Here is a 20,907-nt window from a genome sequence, read left to right as displayed (position 1 = left end):
ACTGTAGCCGATCCCCGCTCCGAAAAGCGAATCCGGCCGCAATCCCCGAAAATGCACACGCCGAATAAACCCCAGGCGGGGTGGCATTGGTATTTCCAGAGATTGGCCGCTCCGGGACCGTCCGCGCCGATGCGTGTCCGGTGCTCCCTGTCGAGCGACTAGGGAACACTACGCCGGTTCCCGGCCGAAGGCAAACGCCGGGCAAACTCCCGGACACGCCGCAGGCCGGCCCGCGGGTTCGCGGGCCGGCCTGGGGTCGTGCGGGAGTCAGCTGTTGGTCGGGAAGCCGAGGTTGATGCCGCCGTGCGACGGGTCCAGCCAGCGCTGGGTGACCGCCTTGCCGCGGGTGAAGAACTGCACGCCGTCCTGGCCGTAGGCGTGGGTGTCGCCGAACAGCGAGGCCTTCCAGCCGCCGAAGGAGTAGTAGGCGACCGGGACCGGGATCGGCACGTTGATGCCGACCATGCCGACCTCGACCTCGTACTGGAAGCGCCGGGCCGCGCCGCCGTCGTTGGTGAAGATGGCGGTGCCGTTGCCGTACGGGTTGGCGTTGATGAGGGCGAGGCCCTCCTCGTAGGAGGCGACCCGCACCACGGAGAGCACCGGGCCGAAGATCTCGTCGGTGTAGACGGACATGCCGGGCTTCACGTGGTCGAACAGCGTGGGGCCGAGCCAGAAGCCGTCCGCGGTGGGCGTGCCGTCGCGGTCCTCGGCGGTGACCGGGTGCTTGCGGCCGTCGACGGCCAGCTCGGCGCCGTCGGCGAGGCCGGACTCCACGTAGGAGGTGACCTTGTCGCGGTGCTGGCCGGTGACCAGCGGGCCCATCTCGGACTCGCCGTTGCAGCCGGGGCCGACGGTCAGGGTGGCCATCCGCTGCTTGATCTTCTCGACCAGCTCGTCGCCGATCGGGTCGACGGCGACCAGGACCGAGACGGCCATGCAGCGCTCGCCGGCCGCGCCGAAGCCGGCGTTGACGGCGGCGTCGGCGCTCAGGTCGAGGTCGGCGTCGGGCAGGACCAGCATGTGGTTCTTGGCGCCGCCGAGGGCCTGGACACGCTTGCCGTAGCGCGTGCCGGTCTCGTACACGTAGCGGGCGATCGGGGTGGAGCCGACGAAGCTGACCGACTTGATGTCGGGGTGCTCCAGCAGGCGGTCCACCGCGACCTTGTCGCCGTGCACGACGTTGAAGACGCCGTCGGGCAGACCGGCCTCCTTCCACAGCTCGGCGAGGAAGTTGGCGGCGGACGGGTCCTTCTCCGACGGCTTGACGACGACGGTGTTGCCGGCCGCGACGGCGATCGGGAAGAACCACATCGGCACCATGGCCGGGAAGTTGAACGGCGAGATGATCGCGACCGGGCCGAGCGGCTGGCGGATCGAGTAGACGTCGACGCCGGTGGAGGCCTGCTCGGTGTAGCCGCCCTTGAGCAGCTGCGGGATGCCGCAGGCGTACTCGACGACCTCCAGGCCGCGGGCGATCTCGCCGAGCGCGTCCGAGTGCACCTTGCCGTGCTCGGCGACGATGATCGACGCCAGCTCATCCTTGCGGGCGTTGAGCAGCTCGCGGAAGGCGAAGAGCACCGTGGCGCGCTTGGCGACCGAGGTGGCGCGCCACTCGGTGAAGGCCGAGGCGGCGGCGGCGACCGCCTGGTCGACCTCGACGACCTCCGCGAAGTCGACCTGGCCCGTGACCTGGCCGGTGGCCGGGTCGAAGATGTCACCGCGGCGGGGCGCGGCACCGGCGGTGGCGACCGGCCGGCCGCCGATCCAGTGGGTGATGTGCTTGCTCAAGGTCCGTCTGCCTCCGAAGTCCGGGCGGCCTGACGCCACCGGTCCCTGGTGTGGCGCCACCCGTTCGGGACGGGCGGCGGGGTCACGGGGCTACCGCGCTCACCGTCCAGTCTGCTGGCCGGTCCCGGCGGTCTCAACGAACAGGCTGACGGTGATCGTGGATTCAGCCTTACAGGTCGTCGGCCGCGTCCTCCTGGTCCTCCAGATAGGGGTCGTGCAGGCCGTCCGCCGCCTCCTGGGTCTCCAGCAGGTCCAGCCGGAGGTCCTGGGCCCAGGCCAGCGCCCACCGCTTCAGGCCCTCGATCTCCTCGGCGGGCAGGCCGCGGGTCCGGAACCGGCCGTCGGCGGCCTCGGCCAGTGTCTCCAGCCGCTCGGCGAGCGCGGTGGGCTGGAACTCGGTGTCCAGCCCGGCGGCCAGGGCGAGCAGTTCGCCCTCGCGGTAGCAGGCGGTGAGCGCGTGCGCGTCGATCAGGTCGCGGGGCAGGGCACGGTCGACGAGCAGCGCGGTGGTGAGCGCGGCGGCGTCCTCCAGGGCGACGACGGCCACCGCGAGCGGGGTGCCGTCCGGCCCGTCGAGGTCGATCCGGGCCGGACGGTGGCCCAGTGGCTCCTTGCGCAGTTCGACGGTGTGCGCCCGTCCGCCCAGGACGAGCCGGACCGACAGCTGCTCCAGCCGGGGTGTGCCGGGGCGCTCCGCGACGCCGCCGCCCGCCGCGCGGTAGGCGGTGGCCAGGTCGGCTGCGGCTCTCGGCAGGTCGGTGGCACCGGCGGCCACCAGCGTGAGTCCGTCCTGGTCGCAGGCCGGCACGCCGTGGGCGCGCAGCGCGTGCCCACCGGCGAGGGCGAGCCCGTGCCGCTCGCACACGGGCCGGGCCAGTTCGACGAGGCGCAGCTGGGCCGGGCCCGGGTGGAGGGACGGGCCGACGGCGTCGGGGGCGGTGGTCACCCCTCCAGTCTGGCCCGCCGCCGGCGACGGCGCGCCCGGCGGACCGGCACGGGCGGGACCGGCGGGACGGGCGGCGCCGTCACCAGTCGCCGAGTTCGGCGGCCGCCTCGTGCAGGGCGAGTTCCAGGCGGACCGGGTCGTTGAGCCGGCCCGTGCCGTCGGGCGGGACGAGCCAGCGCACGCCCCGGCTGCGGCGGTCGGGATGGGGGACGACGATCCAGGTGCCCTCCCCCGCGCAGCGCACGCCGGTGCCGATCCAGCGGGCGGCGGTGCCGGCGGGCACCAGGAAGCCGATGTACTCGTCGCCGAAGTCGGCGAGCACCGGCCCGCGGGCTCCGGTGCCGAGGAGGTCGACGGCCGGGCGGCCGAGCCGGCCGGGGACGGAGAGGACGTCCCAGTGCCGCCCGGCGGGGAGCAGCACCAGACCGGGGCCGGTGCGTTCCCACTGCTCCCGGAGGGCCGCCGGGTCGGGTGCGGTTCGGGCCAGCCAGTCCAGTCCGGTGATCTCCATGTGGTGTCCCCGCTCTGCGTGTCGGTGCGTTCGGTGGCGGCGGGACACGCTGAGACCCGCCGTCACCAACGAGAGGCGGACGGCGGGTCTCTCTTACACGGTTCGCGCGGTCACCACTCCCGGGACCTCGGCGGCCGGGGTTCAGCTGTCGAAGCCGAGCCCCATCCGGTCGAGGGTGCGCAGCCAGAGGTTGCGCCGTCCGCCGGTGCGGTCGGCGTGCTCCAGCGAGCGGGTGGTGATCTCGATGCCGGCCCAGCGGACCGGCTCGGGCGGGAACGGCAGCGGCTTGCGGCGGACCATCTCCAGTTCGGTGCGCTCGGTGCGCTCCCCCGCGAGCAGGTCGAGCATGACCTCGGCACCGAACCGGGTGGCGCCGACGCCGAGGCCGGTGAAGCCGGCGGCGTAGGCGACCTTGCCCTGGTGGGCGGTGTCGAAGAAGGCGGAGAACCTGGTGCAGGTGTCGATCGCGCCGCCCCAGGCGTTGGTGAAGCGGAGGCCTTCCAGCTGGGGGAAGCACTGGAAGAAGTTCCGCGCCAGGGTGCTGAAGGTCTCCGGCCGCTGGTCGTACTCGTGCCGGACCTGCCCGCCGAAGCGGTAGACGGCGTCGTAGCCGCCCCAGAGGATCCGGTTGTCGGCGGAGAGCCGGAAGTAGTGGAACTTGTTGGCGCTGTCGCTGAGTCCCTGGCGGCCGTGCCAGCCGATGGACGCGAGCTGCTCGGCGCTGAGCGGCTCGGTCATCAGCGCGTAGTCGTACACCGGGACGATGTACGGGCGGACCCGCTTGAGCAGGGACGGGAAGGCGTTGGTGCCGAGCGCGACCTTGCCGGCGAGGACCCGTCCGTAGGGGGTGCGCACGGCCATGCCCGCGCCGTGCTCGCGCAGGGCGCTCGCCGGGGTGTGCTCGTAGATCCGCACGCCCTGGCGCAGGCAGGCCTCCTTGAGGCCCCAGGCCAGCTTGGCGGGGTGGACCATGGCCACGCCGTCCTTGTCCCAGACTCCGCCGAGGAAGGTCGGGGAGTCGACCTGGGCGCGCAGCTCGTCGCGGTCGAGGACGGTGATGTCGAGGCCGTAGCGGCTGACGGCCTCGGCCATCTCCTGCAGTTCGTCGAGCTGGTGCGGCTGGGTGGCGATGTCGATCTCGCCGGTGCGCTCCCACTCGGCGTCGATGCCGTGGCGCTCCAGGGCGGCCTCGATGCCGTCCAGGTTGGCGACGCCGAGACGCTCCAGCCGGCCGAGTTCGGAGGGCCAGCGCTGCAGGCCGTTGCCGAAGCCGTGGGTGAGGCTGGCCGCGCAGAATCCGCCGTTGCGCCCGGACGCGGCCCAGCCCACTTCCTGGCCCTCGACCAGGACGACGTCCAGGGCGGGGTCGCGCTCCTTGGCGATGAGGGCGGTCCAGAGGCCGGAGTAGCCGCCGCCGACGACCAGCAGGTCGCAGCGGGTGTCGCCGACCAGGGTGGGCAGCGCCGCCGGCCGGCCCGGGTCCTCAAGCCAGAAGGGGGTGGGCCTGGCGTCACTGAGTGCGCGGGCGGAGTCCATGCATTATCAGCCACTTTCTACACATTGGTGGTGGTGTTCGGCCGCCTTCCGACAGTACGCCGGGTGGGCGGCCGGGTCGGTCAGGCGGTGGCCTTGCGGCGGTTCCCGAGCCACTGGCCGGCCACGGTGAGCGTGACGGCGGCGATGAACATCGCGGTGCCGATGACGTTCACCTGGACCGGGATGCCGCGCTGCGAGGCGCCCCAGACGAACATCGGGAAGGTGACCGTGGTCGGGCCCGAGTTGAACTGGGTGATGATGAAGTCGTCGAAGGAGAGCGCGAAGCTGAGCAGCGCGCCGGCCGCGATGCCGGGGGCGGCGAGCGGCAGGGTGATCCGCAGGAAGGTCTGGGTGGGGGTGGCGTAGAGGTCCTGGGCGGCCTGTTCGAGCCTCGGGTCCATGCTCATCACGCGGGCCTTGACCGCCGTCACCACGAAGCTGAGGCAGAACATGATGTGCGCGATGAGGATGGTGGTGAAGCCGAAGGGGATGCGCATGTTGAGGAAGAGGGTGCCCAGCGAGGCGGCCATCACGACCTCGGGCATCGCCATCGGCAGGAAGATCATCGCACTGGTGGCGGCCTTGCCCCGGAAGCGGTAACGGGCCAGCGCGAAGGCGACCAGGGTGCCGAGCACGGTGGCGCCGATGGTGGCGGCCACCGCGATCCGCAGGCTGAGCGAGAGCGACTGGCACATGTCGGCCACGCCGCAGGGGTCGGTCCAGGCGTCGGTGGAGAACTCGTTCCACTCGTAGTTGAACTTGCCGACCGGCTTGTTGAACGAGAAGGCCAGCACGACGAGGTTGGGGAGCACCAGGTAGGCGAGGGCCAGCAGGCCGGCCAGCACCACCAGGTTGCGGCGGATCCAGGCGGTCACTCGGGACATCAGACCAGTTCCTCCGTCCCGGCCTTGCGCATGTAGACCGTCACGATGCCCAGGATCAGGGCCATCAGGATGAAGCTCAGCGCGGCCGCGGTGGGGTAGTCGAGCACGTTCAGGAACTGCTTCTGGATGCCGTTGCCGACCATCTGCTCGCTCGGCGAGCCCAGCAGCTGGGCGTTGATGTAGTCGCCGGAGGCGGGGATGAAGGTGAGCAGGGTGCCGGCGACCACGCCGGGCAGCGAGATCGGGAAGGTCACCTTGCGGAAGGTGGTGAACGGGCGGGCGTAGAGGTCGCCGGCGGCCTCGTGCAGGCGCGGGTCGATCCGCTCCAGCGAGGTGTACAGCGGCAGGATCATGAATGGCAGGAAGTTGTAGGTGAGGCCGCAGACCACGGCGAGCGGGGTGGCGAGCACCCGGTCCCCCTCGGTGAGGCCGAGGGCGGCGGTGACGTCGAGGACGTGCAGGGCGTCGAGCGCGCCGACCACCGGGCCGCCGTCCGAGAGGATGGTCTTCCAGGCGAGGGTGCGGATCAGGAAGCTGGTGAAGAACGGCGCGATGACCAGGATCAGCAGCACGTTGCGCCAGCGCCGGCCCACCTTGAAGGCGATGGTGTAGGCGAGCGGGTAGCCGATGGCGAGGCAGAGCACGGTGGCGGTGGCGGCGTAGCCGAACGAGCGGAGGAAGTGCCACTTGTACTCGACCAGGGCGTCCCAGTAGGTGGCGAGGTGCCAGGTGACCCGGAAGCCCTCCTCCAGCGAGCCGGTCTGCAGCGAGGTGGAGGCCTGGTAGACCATCGGGACCGCGAAGAAGACGGCCAGCCAGGCGATGCCGGGCAGCAGCAGCCAGTACGGGGTGAGCCGGCGCCGGGACCTGGGGGCGGCCTCGGGGAGGGGGACGACCTGCGGTGGCGCGGCCGGGGTGGTGGCGGTCATGCGGCGGCCTCCCCGGTGCCCGCGTCGATCGCCTGGGCGGCGTCCAGGGCGAAGGAGTGGGCCGGGTTCCAGTGCAGGACGACGGGGGCGCCGGGGACGATCCGGGCGTCGCGCTCCATGTTCTGCTCGAAGACGGTGACCTCCTGGCCGCCGTCGGTGCGGACCAGGTACTGGGTGGAGACGCCGATGAAGCTGGAGTCGACGACGGTGCCGGCGAGCCGGTTGCGGCCGTCGGCGACCTCGGCGGAGCCGTGCTCGATGGTGATCTTCTCGGGCCGCACGCCCAGGTGGACCCGGGTGGCGCCGGTGGCGCAGCGGGCCCTGGGGACGGTGAGCCGGGTACCGGCGGCGGTGAGCAGCAGGTGCTCGCCGGCGCCGCCGGTGACCTCGGCGGCCAGCAGGTTGGACTGGCCGAGGAAGTTGGCCACGAAGGTGGTGGCGGGGTTCTCGTAGAGCTCGGCGGGGGCGCCGAGCTGTTCGACCCGGCCGCCGTTCATCACCGCGATGGTGTCGGCCATGGTCATGGCCTCCTCCTGGTCGTGGGTGACGTGCACGAAGGTGATGCCGACCTCGGTCTGGATCCGCTTGAGCTCCAGCTGCATCTGACGGCGGAGCTTGAGGTCGAGGGCGCCGAGCGGCTCGTCGAGGAGCAGCACCCGGGGGTGGTTGATGAGCGCCCGGGCGACGGCGACGCGCTGCTGCTGGCCGCCGGAGAGCTGGTGCGGCTTGCGGCGGGCGTACGGGCCGAGTTCGACCAGGTCGAGCATCTCGTCGACCTGCTTCTTGACGTCCTTGCGGCCGCGGCGGCGCAGGCCGAAGGCGACGTTCTCGAAGATGTCGAGGTGCGGGAAGAGGGCGTAGCTCTGGAAGACGGTGTTCACCGGCCGCTTGTACGGGGGGAGCCGGGTGACGTCCTGGTCGCCGATCAGGACGGTGCCGGTGGTGGGCTCCTCCAGGCCGGCGATCATCCGCAGGGTGGTGGTCTTGCCGCAGCCGGAGGCGCCGAGCAGGGCGAAGAAGGAACCCCGGGGAACGGTCAGGTCCAGCGGGTGGACGGCGGTGAAGGAGCCGTAGGTCTTGCCGATGCCGGTGAGGCGGACGTCGCCGCCGGCGGCCGCGGAGCTCTGCTGCTCTGTCATGGGTGGTGTCTCTCTGGTTTTCTCTGCCGTCAAGGGGGGTCAGGCGCCTATGAGCTTGGAGAACTTCTCCTCGAAGTCGCTCTCCTCGGCCTCGGTGAGGGTCCGGAAGACGTGCGCCTTGGCCGCCATCTCGGGGGTGGGGACGACCAGCGGGTTGGCCGCGCTGTCGGGGTCGACGGCGGCCAGTTCCTCCGGCATGCCGGTGACGGCGGAGACGAAGCCGATGCCCGCGGTCAGCTGCGCCGCGATCTTCGGCTGGTAGTAGAAGTCGATCAGCTTTTCGGCGTTCGTCTTGTGCTGGGCCTTCGCCGGGATCAGCAGGTTGTCGGTGCTGCTCACGAAGCCCTTCTCGGGAATGACGAACTCGATGTCGGGGTTGTCGGCGCGCAGCTGGATGAGGTCGCCGCCCCAGGCGACGCAGGCGGCGATGTCGCCGGAGGAGAGCTCCTGGCCGTAGTCGTTGCCGGTGAAGCGGCGGATCTGCTTGTTGTCGACGGCCTTCTGCAGCCGGGCGACGGCGGCCCCGTAGTCGTCGGCGGTGAACTTCGCCGGGTCCTTGCCCATGTCCAGCAGGGTGATGCCGACGCTGTCGCGCATCTCGGAGAGGAAGGTCACCCGTCCCTTGAGGTCGGGGTCCTCCAGCAGCTGGGCGACGCTGGTGACCTCCTTCCCCTTGGTGGCCTTCCGGTTGTAGGCGACGACCACCTGGATGCCGGCCCACGGGTAGCTGTAGAGCCGGCCCGGGTCCCAGTCCGGGGCGCGGAAGCGGGAGTCGATGGTGGTGATGGCGGTGGTGACGTTGGCCTGGTTGAGCTTCTGCGCCCAGCCGAGGCGGATCATCCGGGCGGCCATCCAGTCGGTGAGCACCATCAGGTCGCGGCCGGTGTCCTGGCCGGCCGCGAGCTGAGGCTTGACCTTGCCGAAGAACTCGACGTTGTCGTTGACGTCCTCGGTGTACTTGACCTTGATCCCGGTGGCGGCCGTGAAGGCCTCCAGGGTGCCGTGCTTCTCCTTGTCGTTCTCGTCGGTGTCGATGTAGAGCGGCCAGTTGGAGAAGTTCACCTCCCGCTCGCTCTCCGAGAGGTCCTTGGCGGCGTTCGCGGTGGAGTCGCCGGTCCCGTTGACGGTCCTGGCCGGCGGGATGCCGCAGGCGGCCAGCGAGCCCGCGCCGGCGGTGAGGGCGGCGGCGCGCAGCACGGAGCGCCGGCTGAGGGCGGCCCGGCCACTGGTCAGACTGCGTTCCCAGGCCTTGCGGACCGGTTCCGACAGTCCGTCGGTGAGCTCGTTGAACGCCATGGAACGGGCCTCCTGGGGGCGAAGGGGGTGTGGGGGACCACCCGGTCCGGTTATCTGTCTCCGAAGACGGTGCGGTGCCAGTCCTTGCGGGCGACCGCGGTGGTGTCGAACATGACGTGCTTGACCTGGGTGTATTCGTCCAGCGAGTACTGCGACATGTCCTTGCCGTAGCCGGAGGACTTGTAGCCGCCGTGCGGCATCTCGCTGATGATCGGGATGTGGTCGTTGACCCATACGCAGCCCGCCGCGATCTCCCGGGTGGCGCGCAGCGAGCGGTGCACATTTCCGGTCCAGGCCGAGGCGGCCAGGCCGTAGGGGGTGTCGTTGGCCAGCCGCAGTCCCTCGTCGTCACCGTCGAAGGGCAGCACGACCAGGACCGGGCCGAAGATCTCGCCCTGGACGACCTCGCTGTCCTGGGCCGCGCCGGTGATCAGGGTGGGGCGGTGGTAGGCGCCGCGGGTGAGGTCGGTGCCGTCGTGGCCCTTCTCGGGGGCGGCGCCGCCGGTGACCACGGTCGCGTAGCCGCGGGCGCGCTCGACGAAGCCGGCCACCCGGTCGCGGTGGGTGAAGGAGACCAGCGGGCCGAGGTCGGTCCGCGGGTCGAGCGGGTCGCCGATCCGGATGGCGTCGTACAGCTCGGCGACGCCGGCCACGAAGGCGTCGTAGAGCGGGCGCTGGACGTAGGCGCGGGTGGCGGCGGTGCAGTCCTGGCCGCCGTTGATCAGCGAGGCGGCGACCGCGCCGTGCACGGCGGCGTCCAGGTCGGCGTCGTCGAAGACCACGAACGGGGCCTTGCCGCCGAGTTCCAGGTGGGTGCGCTTGACGGTCGCGGTGGCGAGTTCGGCGACCCGCTTGCCGACCGCGGTGGAGCCGGTGAAGGAGACCATCGCGACGTCCGGGTGGGAGACCAGGTGCTCGCCCGCGGTCCGACCCGCGCCGGTGACCACGTTGACCACGCCGTCCGGGATGCCGGCCAGGGTGCAGGCCCGGGCGAACATCAGCGAGGTGAGCGGGGTCAGCTCGGCCGGCTTGAGGACGATGGTGTTGCCGGCCGCGATCGCCGGCAGGACCTTCCAGGCGGCCATCTGCAGCGGGTAGTTCCAGGGTGAGATGGAGCCGACCACGCCGATCGCCTCGCGCCGCACGTAGGAGGTGTGGTCGCCCGAGTACTCGCCCGCCGCCTTGCCCTCCAGGTTGCGGGCGGCCCCGGCGAAGAAGGCGGCGTTGTCGATGGTGCCGGGGACGTCGAACTCGGTGGAGAGCTTGATCGGCTTGCCGGTCTGCGCGGTCTCGACCCGGGCGAGGTCGGCGGCCGCGTCGGTGAGGACGGCGGCCAGCCGGGTCAGCGCCTCGGACCGGGCACCGGGGGTGGCGCCGGCCCACTCGGGCAGGGCGGCCCGGGCGGCGGCCACGGCCTCGTCGACCTGCCCGGTGGAGGCCAGGGCGACCTCCTCGACGACGCCGCCGTCGGCCGGGTTGACGACCTGGAAGGGGGCTCCGCTCCCCCGGCTCCACCGGCCCCCGATGTACTGCGCGCCCGCGCCGAAGTCGGTCAGGTCCATGTCTTCCTCCAAATCCCGGTGGTTCGTGTGCCGCACGGACGGCCGCGCCGGCCCCGCCATGCTGCACGCGTCGGCGGCCGAGGCCCCGCACTGGGGCCGTCCGACCGGTCCGGCCGAACCGACCGGTCGGGCCGGTCGGGCCTGCTCGGACCGGGCGCGGGGGCGCGGGTGCGGGCGGGGCGTCCAGCCGGTTGATCACCGGTGATGCCCGGAACTCGCCACTGCCGACCCGCTGACCATGCCTGCTGTCGCCGGGGCGTGACAAGGGTCACTGCGACAATCTCGACATGAAGCGCCTTACAGGGTGCAAGGCTACGGGCAGGGCGACAGGTCGTCGCCGGGATGGATGATTTCCCTGACACTCTGAACCCTGGAGGCCGCGATGCTCCCCACCGTCGCCCGTGTGCTCGACCTGGAGGTGATGCGCCGCGGCCTGCCGCAGGTGGTGGCCGGCGCCGATCACCTGGAACGCCCGGTGCGCTGGGTGCACGTCAGCGAGCTGCCCGACGTCGCGGGCATGCTGCGGGGCGGCGAGCTGGTGCTGAGCACCGGCATCGCGCTGCCGGAGGACCGCGAGGGCCTGGCCCGGTACGTGCGCGAGCTCGCCGACATCGGGGTGGCCGGGCTGGTCATCGAGTTCGGCCGGCGCTACTTCGACACCCTGCCGCGCGCCCTGGTGCACGCCGCCGAGCAGCGCGGCCTGCCGCTGATCGCGCTCCGCCGCGAACTGCGCTTCGTCGCCGTCACCGAGGCGGTGCACGCCTTGGTGGTCAACGCCCAGCTGGAGCAGCTGCGCACCTCCGAGGCGATCCACCAGGTCTTCAACGAGCTGGTCGTGGAGGGCGCCGAACCGGCCGAGGTGGTCCGCCAGGTGGCCCGGATCGCGGGCGCCCCGGTCGTCCTGGAGAACCTCGCCCACCAGGTGCTCGCCCACGACCCCGCCGGGCGGCCCGAGGCCGAGCTGCTGGAGGACTGGGAGCGCCGCTCACGCGGGGTCCGCCCGCCCGGGCGCACCGGCCACGACCCGCGCAGCGGCTGGCTGGTCACCACGGTCGGCGCCCGCGGCCAGGACTGGGGACGGCTGGTGCTGGTGCAGGAGCCCGGGCCGCAGCCGGAGGGCGGTCCGCACCCGTTCACGATGCTGCTGGAGCGCGGCGCCTCCGCGCTGGCGCTCAACCGGCTGGTGGTCCGCGACCGGGAGAGCCTGGAACGGCAGACCCACCGCACCCTGCTCTCCGGCATCCTCACCCACGCGCTGACCGTCTCCGAGGTGGCGCTGCGCGCCCAGGCGCTCGGCGTCCCGCTGGAGGGCAGACGGCTGGTCGGCGCGGTGCTGCGCCAGCGGCGCGGACCGATCCCGGCCGCCCTGGAGGCGCAGGCCCGGCTGCGCGACTTCACCGAACTGGCGGCGAGCGCCGTGCGCGCCTGCCGGCTCTCCGCGCTGGTCGGCGCGCTGGACGACGAGGGCGTCGGCGTGCTGATCACGCTCGGCCCCCAGCAGGACGAGCACTCCGCGCTGGACGCCTTCGGCGCGGCGCTGCGCCGGCTGGCCGCCGAGGCGGCCCGGGACCCGGCCGCGCCGGCGCCGGTGGTCGCGGTCGGCTCCTCGGTCGGCTCGGTCCGCGACGCCCGGCGCACCCTGCTGGAGGCCACCCAGGTCGCCGACGCCGCGCTGCACGACGGGCCCGGTGGCCGGACCGCGTCGTACTACCGGCTGCCCGACGTACGGCTGCGCGGTCTGCTGCACCTGCTGCGCGACGACGCCCGGCTGCAGACCTACGTCGAACGGGAGCTGGGCCCGCTGCTCGCCTTCGACGCCGAGCACAACGGCCAGCTGGTGCGGATGCTGCGGATCTACCTGGAGCAGGGTCGGAACAAGTCCGCCGCCGCGGACGCCGCGCACCTGTCCCGGCCGTCCTTCTACGACCGGCTGCACAAGGTCGAGCGGATCCTCGGGGTCGACCTCGACCAGGTCGAGTCCTGCCTCTCCCTGCACGTCGCCCTGCTCGCGCTGGACGCCGTACGCCGGTAGCCGGACCGTCGGGGGGCGCCTCCTAGACGCCGGTGATCCGGCTCCACACCTTGTGCAGGCCGGGCCGCTCGGCGGAGGTGACGTCGCGCATGGTGCGCAGCCGGCCGCGCATCTCCTCGGTCGGGAAGACCAGCGGGTGCTCCGCCAGCTCGGCCTTCTCCCGGTCCCCGCTGGCCGCCAGCACCTCGCGGGCGGCCGGCACCGGGCAGATGTACTGCACGGCGGAGGCCAGCTCGGCGGCCACCTCGGGCTGGTAGTAGTGGTCGATCAGCAGCTCCGCGTTGCGCTTGTGCGCGGCCCGGTTGGGGATCAGCAGGCTCTCCGCCCAGAGCTCGCCGCCCTCCTCGGGCACCACGAAGGCGATGTCCGGGTTCTCGGCCGTCAGCTGGACGGCGTCGCCGGAGTACGCCTGGCAGGCCAGCGCGGCGCCGGAGGCCAGGTCGCTGGTGTAGTCGTTGCCGGTGAACCGGCGGACGTGCCGGCCGTCGACCATCCGCTGCACCAGGTCCATCGCCCGGTGCGCGTCGTCCTCGGTGAAGGCCGTGATGTCGGCGCCGTGCGAGAGCATCAGCAGGCCGAGCGCCTCGTCCAGGCCGGCGAACAGGGTGACCCGGCCCTTCAGGTCGGGGGCCCAGAGGTCGGAGACGGACTTCAGCTCGCGGCCGAGCTCCTTGCGGTTGTAGGCGATGCCGGTGATCCCGGACTGCCAGGGCACGCTGTGCCGGCGCCCGGGGTCGACCGCCGGGTCGGCGAGCTGAGGGTCGAGCCGCGCCGTGACGTTGGGCAGGTTGGCCCGGTCCAGGGCCTGCACCCAGCCGAGCCCGATGTACCGGCCGACCATCCAGTCGCTGACCACCATGAGGTCGCGCCCGGGGTCGGTGCCCTGGGTGAGCACCGGGCCCATCTTGCCGAAGAACTCGTCGTTGTCGTTGATGTCCTCGGTGTAGGTGACCTTGACGCCGGTCCGCTCGGTGAAGTCGTCGAGCGTCGGGCGCCCGCCGTCGTCGTCGACGTCGATGTACTGGGTCCAGTTGGAGAAGCCCAGCCGCTTCTCGCCCTCCGACCGGTCGGGGGCGGCGCGGCGGTCCTCGTCCACGTAGGCGGACGGGATGCCGCAGCCGGTCAGGGCGGCGGTGCCGAACAGCCCGGCGGTGGCGCCGAGCACCCGGCGGCGGCTCGGCCGGCGGGCCCCGCTCGGGCGGCGGGTCTGGGTGGTGCTGGGCATGGTGGGGCCTCCGGGGCGTGGAACGGCCCCGGGCGCACGGGGGGAGCGCCCGGGGCCGTCCGGTCGGGGTGTCAGACGGTGTGCGCGTCGGTCAGCGACAGCACCTCGTCGAGGACGGCGAGGCCGGTCTTCGCCTCCTCCTCGGTGACGGTGCACGGCGGGACGACGTGGAAGCGGTTCATGTTGACGAACGGCCACAGCCCGCGCCGCTTGCAGGCGGCGGCCAGCTCGGCCATCGGCGCGTTGGCGGCGCCGGCCGCGTTGTACGGCACCAGCGGCTCGCGGGTGGCGCGGTCCCGGACCAGGTCGAGCGCCCAGAACACGCCGAGCCCGCGCACCTCGCCGACCGACGGGTGGCGCTCGGCCAGCTCGCGCAGGCCGGGGCCGAGCACGGTCTCGCCGATGTGCCTGGCGTTCTCGACGATGCCCTCCTCGGCCATCGTGTTGATGGTGGCCACCGCGGAGGCGCAGGCCAGCGGGTGGCCGGAGTAGGTGAGGCCGCCGGGGAACGGCCGCTCGGCGAAGGTGGCGGCGATCTCCGCGTTGATCGCCACGCCGCCGAGCGGGACGTAGCCCGAGTTGACGCCCTTGGCGAAGGTGAGCAGGTCGGGGGTGACGCCCCAGTGGTCGGCGGCGAACCACTCGCCGGTGCGGCCGAAGCCGGCCATCACCTCGTCGAGGATGAAGACGATGCCGTAGCGGTCGCAGATCTCCCGGACGCCGGCCAGGTAGCCGGGCGGCGGGACCAGGATGCCGGCGGTGCCGACCACGGTCTCCAGGATGATCGCCGCGACGGTGCCGGGGCCCTCGAAGGCGAGGATCTGCTCAAGGTGGGCCAGCGCGCGCTCGCACTCCTGCGCCTCGTTCTCGGCGTGGAAGTTGGAGCGGTACGGGTAGGGGCCCCAGAAGTGCACGATGCCGGAGACGCCGGTCTCGTTGGCCCAGCGGCGGGGGTCACCGGTCAGCGCGATCGCGTTGGCGGTGGCGCCGTGGTACGAGCGGTAGGTGGAGAGCACCTTCTGCCGGCCGGTGTGCAGCCGGGCCAGCCGGATGGCGTTCTCGTTGGCCTCGGCGCCGCCGTTGGTGAAGAAGATCTTGTCGAGGTCGCCCGGAGTGCGCTCGGCGATTAGCCGGGCGGCCTCGCTGCGCGACTCGACCGCGAAACCCGGGGCGATGGTGCAGAGCTTCGCCGCCTGCTCCTGGATCGCCGCGACCACTTTGGGGTGCTGGTGGCCGATGTTGGTGTTGACCAGCTGGGAGGAGAAGTCGAGGTAGCGGTTGCCCTCGTAGTCCCAGAAGTACGAGCCCTCGGCGCCGGCCACCGCGAGGGGGTCGATCAGCGCCTGGGCGGACCACGAGTGGAAGACGTGCGCGCGGTCGGCGGCCTTGACGGCCTGGCCGGCGGCTGAGTCAGCGGTGGGGATGCTCATGCGGCAAGGCTAGGGATTCGTCGGGCCGACGTGCAGGTCCATCCTGTCAGCCGGTCGTGTCAACCGCCGACAGGGTGCAAAGACCATGGGCCCGGGTCACGAGGACCCGGGCCCATGGTCAGATCACGCGATCATCAGATCGCAGTCATCACGTGCTTGACGCGGGTGTAGTCCTCGAAGCCGTAGGAGGACAGGTCCTTGCCGTAGCCCGACTTCTTGAAGCCGCCGTGCGGCATCTCGGCGACCAGCGGGATGTGGGTGTTGATCCAGACGCAGCCGAAGTCCAGGCGGCGCGACATCCGCATGGCGCGGGCGTGGTCCTTGGTCCACACCGAGGAGGCCAGCGCGAACTCCACGCCGTTGGCGTAGCCGACGGCCTGGTCCTCGTCGGTGAAGCGCTGCACGGTGATGACCGGGCCGAAGACCTCGTTCTGGATGATCTCGTCGTCCTGCCGCAGGCCGGACACGACGGTCGGGGCGTAGAAGAAGCCCTTGTCGCCGACCCGGTGGCCGCCGGCCTCGACCTTGGCGTGCTCCGGCAGGCGCTCGATGAAGCCGGAGACCTGCTTCAGCTGGTTGGCGTTGTTCAGCGGGCCGTAGAGCACGTCCTCGTCGTCCACGCCGCCGGTCCTGGTCTCGGCGGCGGCCTTGGCGAGCGCCTCGACGAAGGCGTCGTGGATCGACTCGTGCACCAGCACGCGGGTGGCGGCGGTGCAGTCCTGGCCGGCGTTGAAGAAGCCCGCGACCGAGATGCCCTCGACGGCCTCGGCGATGTCGGCGTCCTCGAAGACCACGACCGGGGCCTTGCCGCCCAGCTCCAGGTGGACGCGCTTGACGTCCTTGGAGGCGGACTCGGCGACCTGGATGCCGGCGCGCACCGAGCCGGTGATGGAGGCCATCGCGGGGATCCTGTGCTCGACCATCAGACGGCCGGTCTCGCGGTCACCGCAGATCACGTTGAAGACGCCGGCCGGCAGCTCCAGCTCGTTGAGCACGCCGCCGATGATCTCGGCCAGCAGCACGGTGGAGGCCGGGGTGGTGTCGGAGGGCTTCAGCACCACGGTGTTGCCGGCGGCGATGGCCGGGGCGAACTTCCAGACCGCCATCATCATCGGGTAGTTCCACGGCGCGACCTGGGCGCAGACGCCGACCGGCTCACGGCGGACGATCGAGGTCATGCCGTCCATGTACTCACCGGCGGCCTTGCCCTCCAGCAGGCGGGCGGCACCGGCGAAGAACCGGATCTGGTCGACCATCGGGCCGATCTCCTCGGAGAGGGTCAGCGCCCGCGGCTTGCCCGTGTTGCGACACTCGGCGTCCACCAGCTCGTCGGCGCGGGTCTCGACCGCGTCGGCGATCTTGAGCAGCACCTTCTGCCGGGTGCTCGGGGTGGTGTCCCGCCAGATCGGGAACGCGGCCGCGGCGGCGTCCATGGCGGCGTCCACGTCGGAGGCGCCGGACAGCGGGGACGTCGCGTAGACCTCGCCGGTGGTGGGGTCGACGATGTCGAGCGTGCGGCCGTCGGCCGCATCGACGAACTCACCGTTGATGTAGTTGCGCAGCGTGCGAAGGTCGCTCACGGGTCTCTCCTCGGTCTCGGCCTGCGGCGTTGCAGAATCCGGCGCCATGGTACGTCGGCCGGTCCGGCCGACGAAGGGCGCCGAGTGGCCGCGCCGCAAGTGCCGCGGTCCACTGGTTTGGCGGAATGAGCGCGGCTCGGCGGGGCCGCGCGCGTACCGCAGCCAGGGTAGCTCGACAACTGCCGGTATCGACAGGCTGACGGCGCGACGACGATGAAATCCGCATGGGTTTTCCAAGATCGCGACGAAATCAGCAGCTTCCACGCTTGCGAACACGGGGCCGATGGGGCACAGTGGCGGCGTGGCCAACCGCGACCGGAACGCCAGCGTTCCCCTCGACGCCGCCTCCAAGGCGATCATCGAGCAGCTCCAGGAGGACGGGCGCCGCCCGTACGCCGCCATCGGCAAGGCCGTCGGCCTGTCCGAGGCGGCCGTGCGGCAGCGCGTCCAGAAGCTGCTCGACCAGGGCGTGATGCAGATCGTCGCCGTCACGGACCCGCTCACCGTCGGCTTCACCCGCCAGGCGATGGTCGGAATCCGGGTCGAGGGCGACATCGAACCCGTCGCCGACGCGCTGGCCGCCCTCGACGAGGTCGACTACGTCGTCTGCACCGCGGGCTCGTTCGACCTCCTGGCCGAACTGGTCTGCGAGGACGACGAGCACCTGCTCGAACTGATCAACAAGCGCATCCGCGCGCTTCCCGGCGTGCGGAGCACCGAGAGCTTCGTTTACCTGAAGCTCCGGAAACAGACCTACACCTGGGGCACCCGATGACAGCCGACCCGGCGCAGAAGGACCTTTCCAAGACCGCCTACGACCACCTGTGGATGCACTTCACCCGCATGTCGTCGTACGAGAACTCCCCCGTGCCGACGATCGTCAAGGGCGAGGGCACCTACGTCTGGGACGACAAGGGACGCAAGTACCTCGACGGCCTCGCCGGCCTGTTCGTCGTCCAGGCCGGCCACGGCCGTGAGGAGCTCGCCGAGGCCGCCGCCAAGCAGGCCAAGGAGCTCGCCTTCTTCCCGGTGTGGAGCTACGCCCACCCGAAGGCCGTCGAGCTGGCCGAGCGCCTGGCCAACTACGCCCCGGGCGACCTGAACAAGGTCTTCTTCTCCACCGGTGGCGGCGAGGCCGTCGAGACCGCCTGGAAGCTCGCCAAGCAGTACTTCAAGCTGATCGGCAAGCCGACCAAGTACAAGGTCATCTCCCGCGCCGTCGCCTACCACGGCACCCCGCAGGGCGCGCTGTCCATCACCGGCCTGCCGGGCCTGAAGGCCCCGTTCGAGCCGCTGGTGCCGGGCACCCACAAGGCCCCGAACACCAACATCTACCGTGCCCCGGCCTTCCTCCAGGGCCCCGACGGCACGGTCGACCCCGAGGCCTACGGCCGCTGGTGCGCCGACGAGATCGAGGTGGCCATCCTCAACGAGGGCGCCGAGACCGTCGCCGCCGTCTTCGTCGAGCCGGTGCAGAACGCCGGTGGCTGCTTCCCGCCGCCGCCCGGGTACTTCCAGCGCCTGCGCGAGATCTGCGACCGCCATGACGTGCTGCTGGTCTCGGACGAGGTCATCTGCGCCTTCGGCCGCCTGGGCACCATGTTCGGCGCCGACAAGTTCGGCTACCAGCCGGACATGATCACCTGCGCCAAGGGCATGACCTCGGGCTACTCCCCGATCGGCGCCACGATCATCTCGGACCGCATCGCCGAGCCGTTCTACAAGGGTGACAACACCTTCCTGCACGGCTACACCTTCGGTGGCCACCCGGTCTCCTCCGCGGTGGCGCTGGCCAACCTCGACATCTTCGAGCGCGAGGGCCTGAACCAGCACGTGCTCGACAACGAGGCCGCGTTCCTCGGCACCCTGAGCAAGCTGCGCGACCTGCCGATCGTCGGCGACGTCCGCGGCAACGGCTACTTCTACGGCATCGAGCTCGTGAAGGACAAGGTCACCAAGGAGTCCTTCAACGACGAGGAGGTCGAGCGCGTCCTCTACGGCTTCCTGTCGAAGGCCCTCTTCGACAACGGCCTGTACTGCCGCGCCGACGACCGTGGCGACCCGGTCATCCAGCTGGCCCCGCCGCTGATCTCCGACCAGTCGACCTTCGACGAGATCGAGCAGATCCTGCGGACCAGCCTCACCGACGCGTGGGCGAAGCTCTGACCCTTCGGCTTTTCTCCCACCCTCCGTCACAGGGCGGTCCCGCTTCGGCGGGGCCGCCCTGCGGCGTTCCCCGGCGTTCCCCGGCGTTCCCAGGATTCCCCGGATTTCGCACCGCTCTTCGGATCAAACACGCCTGATTGCGGGTGATTTGCCCCGGATGGAGCAGTGTGCCGCGCCCGCGCCCAGGCCCGATCGTTCTAATCTGACGACTGTCATATCCCTGCGGCCCCCCAGGACGGAACCTCATGGCAGCGGCCCCTCCTGACAACGACGTGCTGTGGGCCCGGGGGATCGTCAAGTCCCATCACGGGACCCCCGCACTGCGCGGCGTCTCGCTCGGGGTCCGGGAGGGCGAGGTCCTCGCCGTCACCGGCCCGCGCGGCTCCGGCAAGAGCACCCTGCTCGGCTGCCTCTCCGCACTGCTCCCGGTCGACGAGGGCGAGGTCTGGTTCAACAGCGCCCCCGTGCACACCCTCGGCAGGGCCGGCCGGGAACGGCTGCGCCGCGACCGCTTCGGCTTCGTCGGCTCCGAACCGCACCTGGTGCCCGAACTGACCGCCCGGGAGAACGTCGCCCTGCCGCTGCTGCTGGCCGGCGCCGGCGGCAAGGCCGCCCACTCCGCCGCCGACGAATGGCTGGACCGCCTGGACATCGGCGACCTCGCCAAGGTCCGGCCCGACCGGCTGGTGCAGAGCCAGCGCCAGCGGATCGCCGTCGCCCGGGCCCTCGCCCCACTGCCCCCGGTCGTCTTCGCCGACGACCCCACCGCGCCACTGCACCGCGAGACCGCCGAGCAGGTCCTGCGGATACTGACCAGCGCGGCCCGCTCCCACCAGCTCACCCTCGTGCTGGCCACCCACGACCCCGAGCTCGTCCGGTACGCGGACCGCGCCGTCGCCCTCGTCGACGGACGCCTCACCGGCCCGGCCGCGCCCGTGCCGCGCGGCCCCGCCGCCCCCGGACAGGCCGGGGTCACCGCCGTCCCCGCCGCCGGCCGCTGAGGGGGGACCGTCGTGTTCTACCTCCGCCTGGCCCGGGGCTACCGGGCCCTCGACCTCGGCCGCTGGCTGCTGACCGCGCTGGCCGGCTCGATCGTCGCCGCCTTCCTGCTGCGCGCCCTCGGCCGGGCGATGAGCGACCCGCACGCCGGAACCGACGCGCTCGTCCGGCTGCTCTGGTGCCTGCCGCCGCTGGCCGCGGTCGCCTGGTTCGCCGCCGTCGCCGCCCGCGCCCTGCCCGCCCGGCGGGCCGAACGGATCACCGGCCTCACCACCGCCGGGGCCGGGGCCCGCCGGATCCGCGCCCTGATCGCCGGCGAGGTCGCGCTCGCCTGCGGCGCCGGCGCCGGGCTCCCCCTGCTGCTCTTCCTGGTCCTGCGCAACGACATCGCCGGCCCCGAGCTCGCCGACGAACTCGGCATGGGAGTGGCCCTGCCGGCCGCCGCCCCGGTCGCGCTGCTCGCGCTCGTCCCGCTCACCGCCGGCCTGGCCGCGACCGGCGCCGTCCCGCACGCCGAGACGCTGCCCGGCCGCCCCCGGCCCGAGCCGACCGGCTTCGGTCCGTGGCGGCTCGCGCTGCCGATCGGCCTCGCCGTCATCGGCCTCGCCCTGGAACTCATCGCGCTGCGCCCCGGCGCCGCGGCCGACGGCCGCCCGATCCACCTGCCGGCCGGGCTCGGCACCACCAGCACCGCCGCGCTCGGCGGATGGGCCGCCTCCGCGCTCGGCCTCGCCCTGCTCACCGGCCCGCTGCTCGCCTGGGCCGGCCGGCTGCTGGCGCTCGGCCGGCCGACCCCGCTGCGACTGCTCGCCGGACGCGGCCTCACCGCGCAGGCACGCCGGCTCGGGGCGCCGGCGGGCGGGCTCACCCCGGGCGCCCGG

At 72.1% G+C, this 20,907-nt stretch carries 17 protein-coding genes; 5 read left to right on the top strand and 12 right to left on the bottom strand.

Annotated features, from left to right (window positions below; genetic code table 11):
• Positions 1–267 precede the first annotated feature (267 nt).
• From ABD308_RS09410 to ABD308_RS09370, 9 genes are all read right to left on the bottom strand, one after another.
• Positions 268–1,791: a CoA-acylating methylmalonate-semialdehyde dehydrogenase gene (locus ABD308_RS09410; RefSeq protein WP_344330685.1), complete on the bottom strand. Its 1,524-nt coding sequence runs from the start codon at positions 1,789–1,791 to the stop codon at positions 268–270.
• 169 nt (positions 1,792–1,960) lie between these two features.
• Positions 1,961–2,737: a hypothetical protein gene (locus ABD308_RS09405; protein ID WP_344330684.1), complete on the bottom strand. Its 777-nt coding sequence runs from the start codon at positions 2,735–2,737 to the stop codon at positions 1,961–1,963.
• Between the two features lie 79 nt (positions 2,738–2,816).
• Positions 2,817–3,248 (bottom strand): hypothetical protein, encoded by a 432-nt coding sequence (locus tag ABD308_RS09400; RefSeq protein ID WP_344330682.1) that lies wholly within the window; start codon positions 3,246–3,248, stop codon positions 2,817–2,819.
• Between the two features lie 141 nt (positions 3,249–3,389).
• Complete coding sequence (locus tag ABD308_RS09395) at positions 3,390–4,784, bottom strand: NAD(P)/FAD-dependent oxidoreductase (RefSeq protein WP_344330680.1); 1,395 nt, start codon at positions 4,782–4,784, stop codon at positions 3,390–3,392.
• Between the two features lie 80 nt (positions 4,785–4,864).
• A complete protein-coding gene (locus ABD308_RS09390) occupies positions 4,865–5,668 on the bottom strand; it encodes an ABC transporter permease (protein ID WP_344330679.1) in 804 nt (267 codons plus the stop codon).
• A complete protein-coding gene (locus ABD308_RS09385; RefSeq protein WP_344330677.1) occupies positions 5,668–6,597 on the bottom strand; it encodes an ABC transporter permease in 930 nt (309 codons plus the stop codon). The genes ABD308_RS09390 and ABD308_RS09385 overlap by 1 nt, the downstream gene beginning before the upstream one ends.
• Positions 6,594–7,736: an ABC transporter ATP-binding protein gene (locus ABD308_RS09380; protein ID WP_344330675.1), complete on the bottom strand. Its 1,143-nt coding sequence runs from the start codon at positions 7,734–7,736 to the stop codon at positions 6,594–6,596. The genes ABD308_RS09385 and ABD308_RS09380 overlap by 4 nt, the downstream gene beginning before the upstream one ends.
• Before the next feature lie 39 nt (positions 7,737–7,775).
• The gene (locus ABD308_RS09375; protein ID WP_344330673.1) at positions 7,776–9,032 is read right to left on the bottom strand and encodes an ABC transporter substrate-binding protein; all 1,257 of its coding nucleotides are present in this window, start codon (positions 9,030–9,032) and stop codon (positions 7,776–7,778) included.
• A 50-nt stretch (positions 9,033–9,082) separates the two neighbouring features.
• A complete protein-coding gene (locus ABD308_RS09370; protein WP_344330671.1) occupies positions 9,083–10,594 on the bottom strand; it encodes a gamma-aminobutyraldehyde dehydrogenase in 1,512 nt (503 codons plus the stop codon).
• Between the two features lie 382 nt (positions 10,595–10,976).
• Between ABD308_RS09370 and ABD308_RS09365 the strand changes: the two genes are divergently transcribed.
• Positions 10,977–12,626 (top strand): PucR family transcriptional regulator, encoded by a 1,650-nt coding sequence (locus tag ABD308_RS09365; protein WP_344330669.1) that lies wholly within the window; start codon positions 10,977–10,979, stop codon positions 12,624–12,626.
• 22 nt (positions 12,627–12,648) lie between these two features.
• On the opposite strand, the gene ABD308_RS09360 is transcribed toward ABD308_RS09365, so the two are convergent.
• The 3 genes from ABD308_RS09360 to ABD308_RS09350 form a co-directional block, all read right to left on the bottom strand.
• Positions 12,649–13,851: a polyamine ABC transporter substrate-binding protein gene (locus ABD308_RS09360; protein WP_344330667.1), complete on the bottom strand. Its 1,203-nt coding sequence runs from the start codon at positions 13,849–13,851 to the stop codon at positions 12,649–12,651.
• Between the two features lie 71 nt (positions 13,852–13,922).
• The gene (locus ABD308_RS09355) at positions 13,923–15,281 is read right to left on the bottom strand and encodes an aspartate aminotransferase family protein (protein WP_344330665.1); all 1,359 of its coding nucleotides are present in this window, start codon (positions 15,279–15,281) and stop codon (positions 13,923–13,925) included.
• A gap of 134 nt (positions 15,282–15,415) precedes the next feature.
• Positions 15,416–16,909, bottom strand: a complete 1,494-nt coding sequence (locus ABD308_RS09350) for a gamma-aminobutyraldehyde dehydrogenase (RefSeq protein ID WP_344330663.1) — start codon at positions 16,907–16,909, stop codon at positions 15,416–15,418.
• 235 nt (positions 16,910–17,144) lie between these two features.
• Here ABD308_RS09350 and ABD308_RS09345 point away from each other — a divergent pair, with 235 nt between their 5' ends.
• The 4 genes from ABD308_RS09345 to ABD308_RS09330 all read left to right on the top strand — a co-directional run.
• A complete protein-coding gene (locus tag ABD308_RS09345) occupies positions 17,145–17,636 on the top strand; it encodes an Lrp/AsnC family transcriptional regulator (RefSeq protein WP_344330660.1) in 492 nt (163 codons plus the stop codon).
• Entirely contained in the window at positions 17,633–19,027 is a 1,395-nt protein-coding gene (locus tag ABD308_RS09340; protein WP_344330657.1) for an aspartate aminotransferase family protein, read from the top strand. The genes ABD308_RS09345 and ABD308_RS09340 overlap by 4 nt, the downstream gene beginning before the upstream one ends.
• A 245-nt stretch (positions 19,028–19,272) precedes the next feature.
• Positions 19,273–20,028, top strand: coding sequence for an ABC transporter ATP-binding protein (locus ABD308_RS09335; RefSeq protein WP_344330655.1), 756 nt, complete (start codon positions 19,273–19,275; stop codon positions 20,026–20,028).
• A 12-nt stretch (positions 20,029–20,040) separates the two neighbouring features.
• Positions 20,041–20,907: hypothetical protein (locus ABD308_RS09330; protein WP_344330653.1), on the top strand; the 867-nt coding region annotated here is incomplete at its 3' end.

Source organism: Kitasatospora putterlickiae (assembly GCF_039527695.1).
Lineage (GTDB): Bacteria > Actinomycetota > Actinomycetes > Streptomycetales > Streptomycetaceae > Kitasatospora > Kitasatospora putterlickiae.
The sequence above is the reverse complement of the archived record's forward strand: the minus strand, read 5'-3'. Positions and strand labels throughout refer to the sequence as shown.

Coding starts and splice junctions, on each gene's coding strand:
- ABD308_RS09400 (WP_344330682.1), bottom strand. CDS start 3,248: ATGGAGATCACCGGACTGGACTGGCTGGCCCGAACCGCACCCGACCCG.
- ABD308_RS09395 (WP_344330680.1), bottom strand. CDS start 4,784: ATGGACTCCGCCCGCGCACTCAGTGACGCCAGGCCCACCCCCTTCTGG.
- ABD308_RS09390 (WP_344330679.1), bottom strand. CDS start 5,668: ATGTCCCGAGTGACCGCCTGGATCCGCCGCAACCTGGTGGTGCTGGCC.
- ABD308_RS09385 (WP_344330677.1), bottom strand. CDS start 6,597: ATGACCGCCACCACCCCGGCCGCGCCACCGCAGGTCGTCCCCCTCCCC.
- ABD308_RS09380 (WP_344330675.1), bottom strand. CDS start 7,736: ATGACAGAGCAGCAGAGCTCCGCGGCCGCCGGCGGCGACGTCCGCCTC.
- ABD308_RS09375 (WP_344330673.1), bottom strand. CDS start 9,032: ATGGCGTTCAACGAGCTCACCGACGGACTGTCGGAACCGGTCCGCAAG.
- ABD308_RS09370 (WP_344330671.1), bottom strand. CDS start 10,594: ATGGACCTGACCGACTTCGGCGCGGGCGCGCAGTACATCGGGGGCCGG.
- ABD308_RS09365 (WP_344330669.1), top strand. CDS start 10,977: ATGCTCCCCACCGTCGCCCGTGTGCTCGACCTGGAGGTGATGCGCCGC.
- ABD308_RS09360 (WP_344330667.1), bottom strand. CDS start 13,851: ATGCCCAGCACCACCCAGACCCGCCGCCCGAGCGGGGCCCGCCGGCCG.
- ABD308_RS09355 (WP_344330665.1), bottom strand. CDS start 15,281: ATGAGCATCCCCACCGCTGACTCAGCCGCCGGCCAGGCCGTCAAGGCC.
- ABD308_RS09350 (WP_344330663.1), bottom strand. CDS start 16,909: ATGGCGCCGGATTCTGCAACGCCGCAGGCCGAGACCGAGGAGAGACCC.
- ABD308_RS09345 (WP_344330660.1), top strand. CDS start 17,145: ATGGGGCACAGTGGCGGCGTGGCCAACCGCGACCGGAACGCCAGCGTT.
- ABD308_RS09340 (WP_344330657.1), top strand. CDS start 17,633: ATGACAGCCGACCCGGCGCAGAAGGACCTTTCCAAGACCGCCTACGAC.
- ABD308_RS09335 (WP_344330655.1), top strand. CDS start 19,273: ATGGCAGCGGCCCCTCCTGACAACGACGTGCTGTGGGCCCGGGGGATC.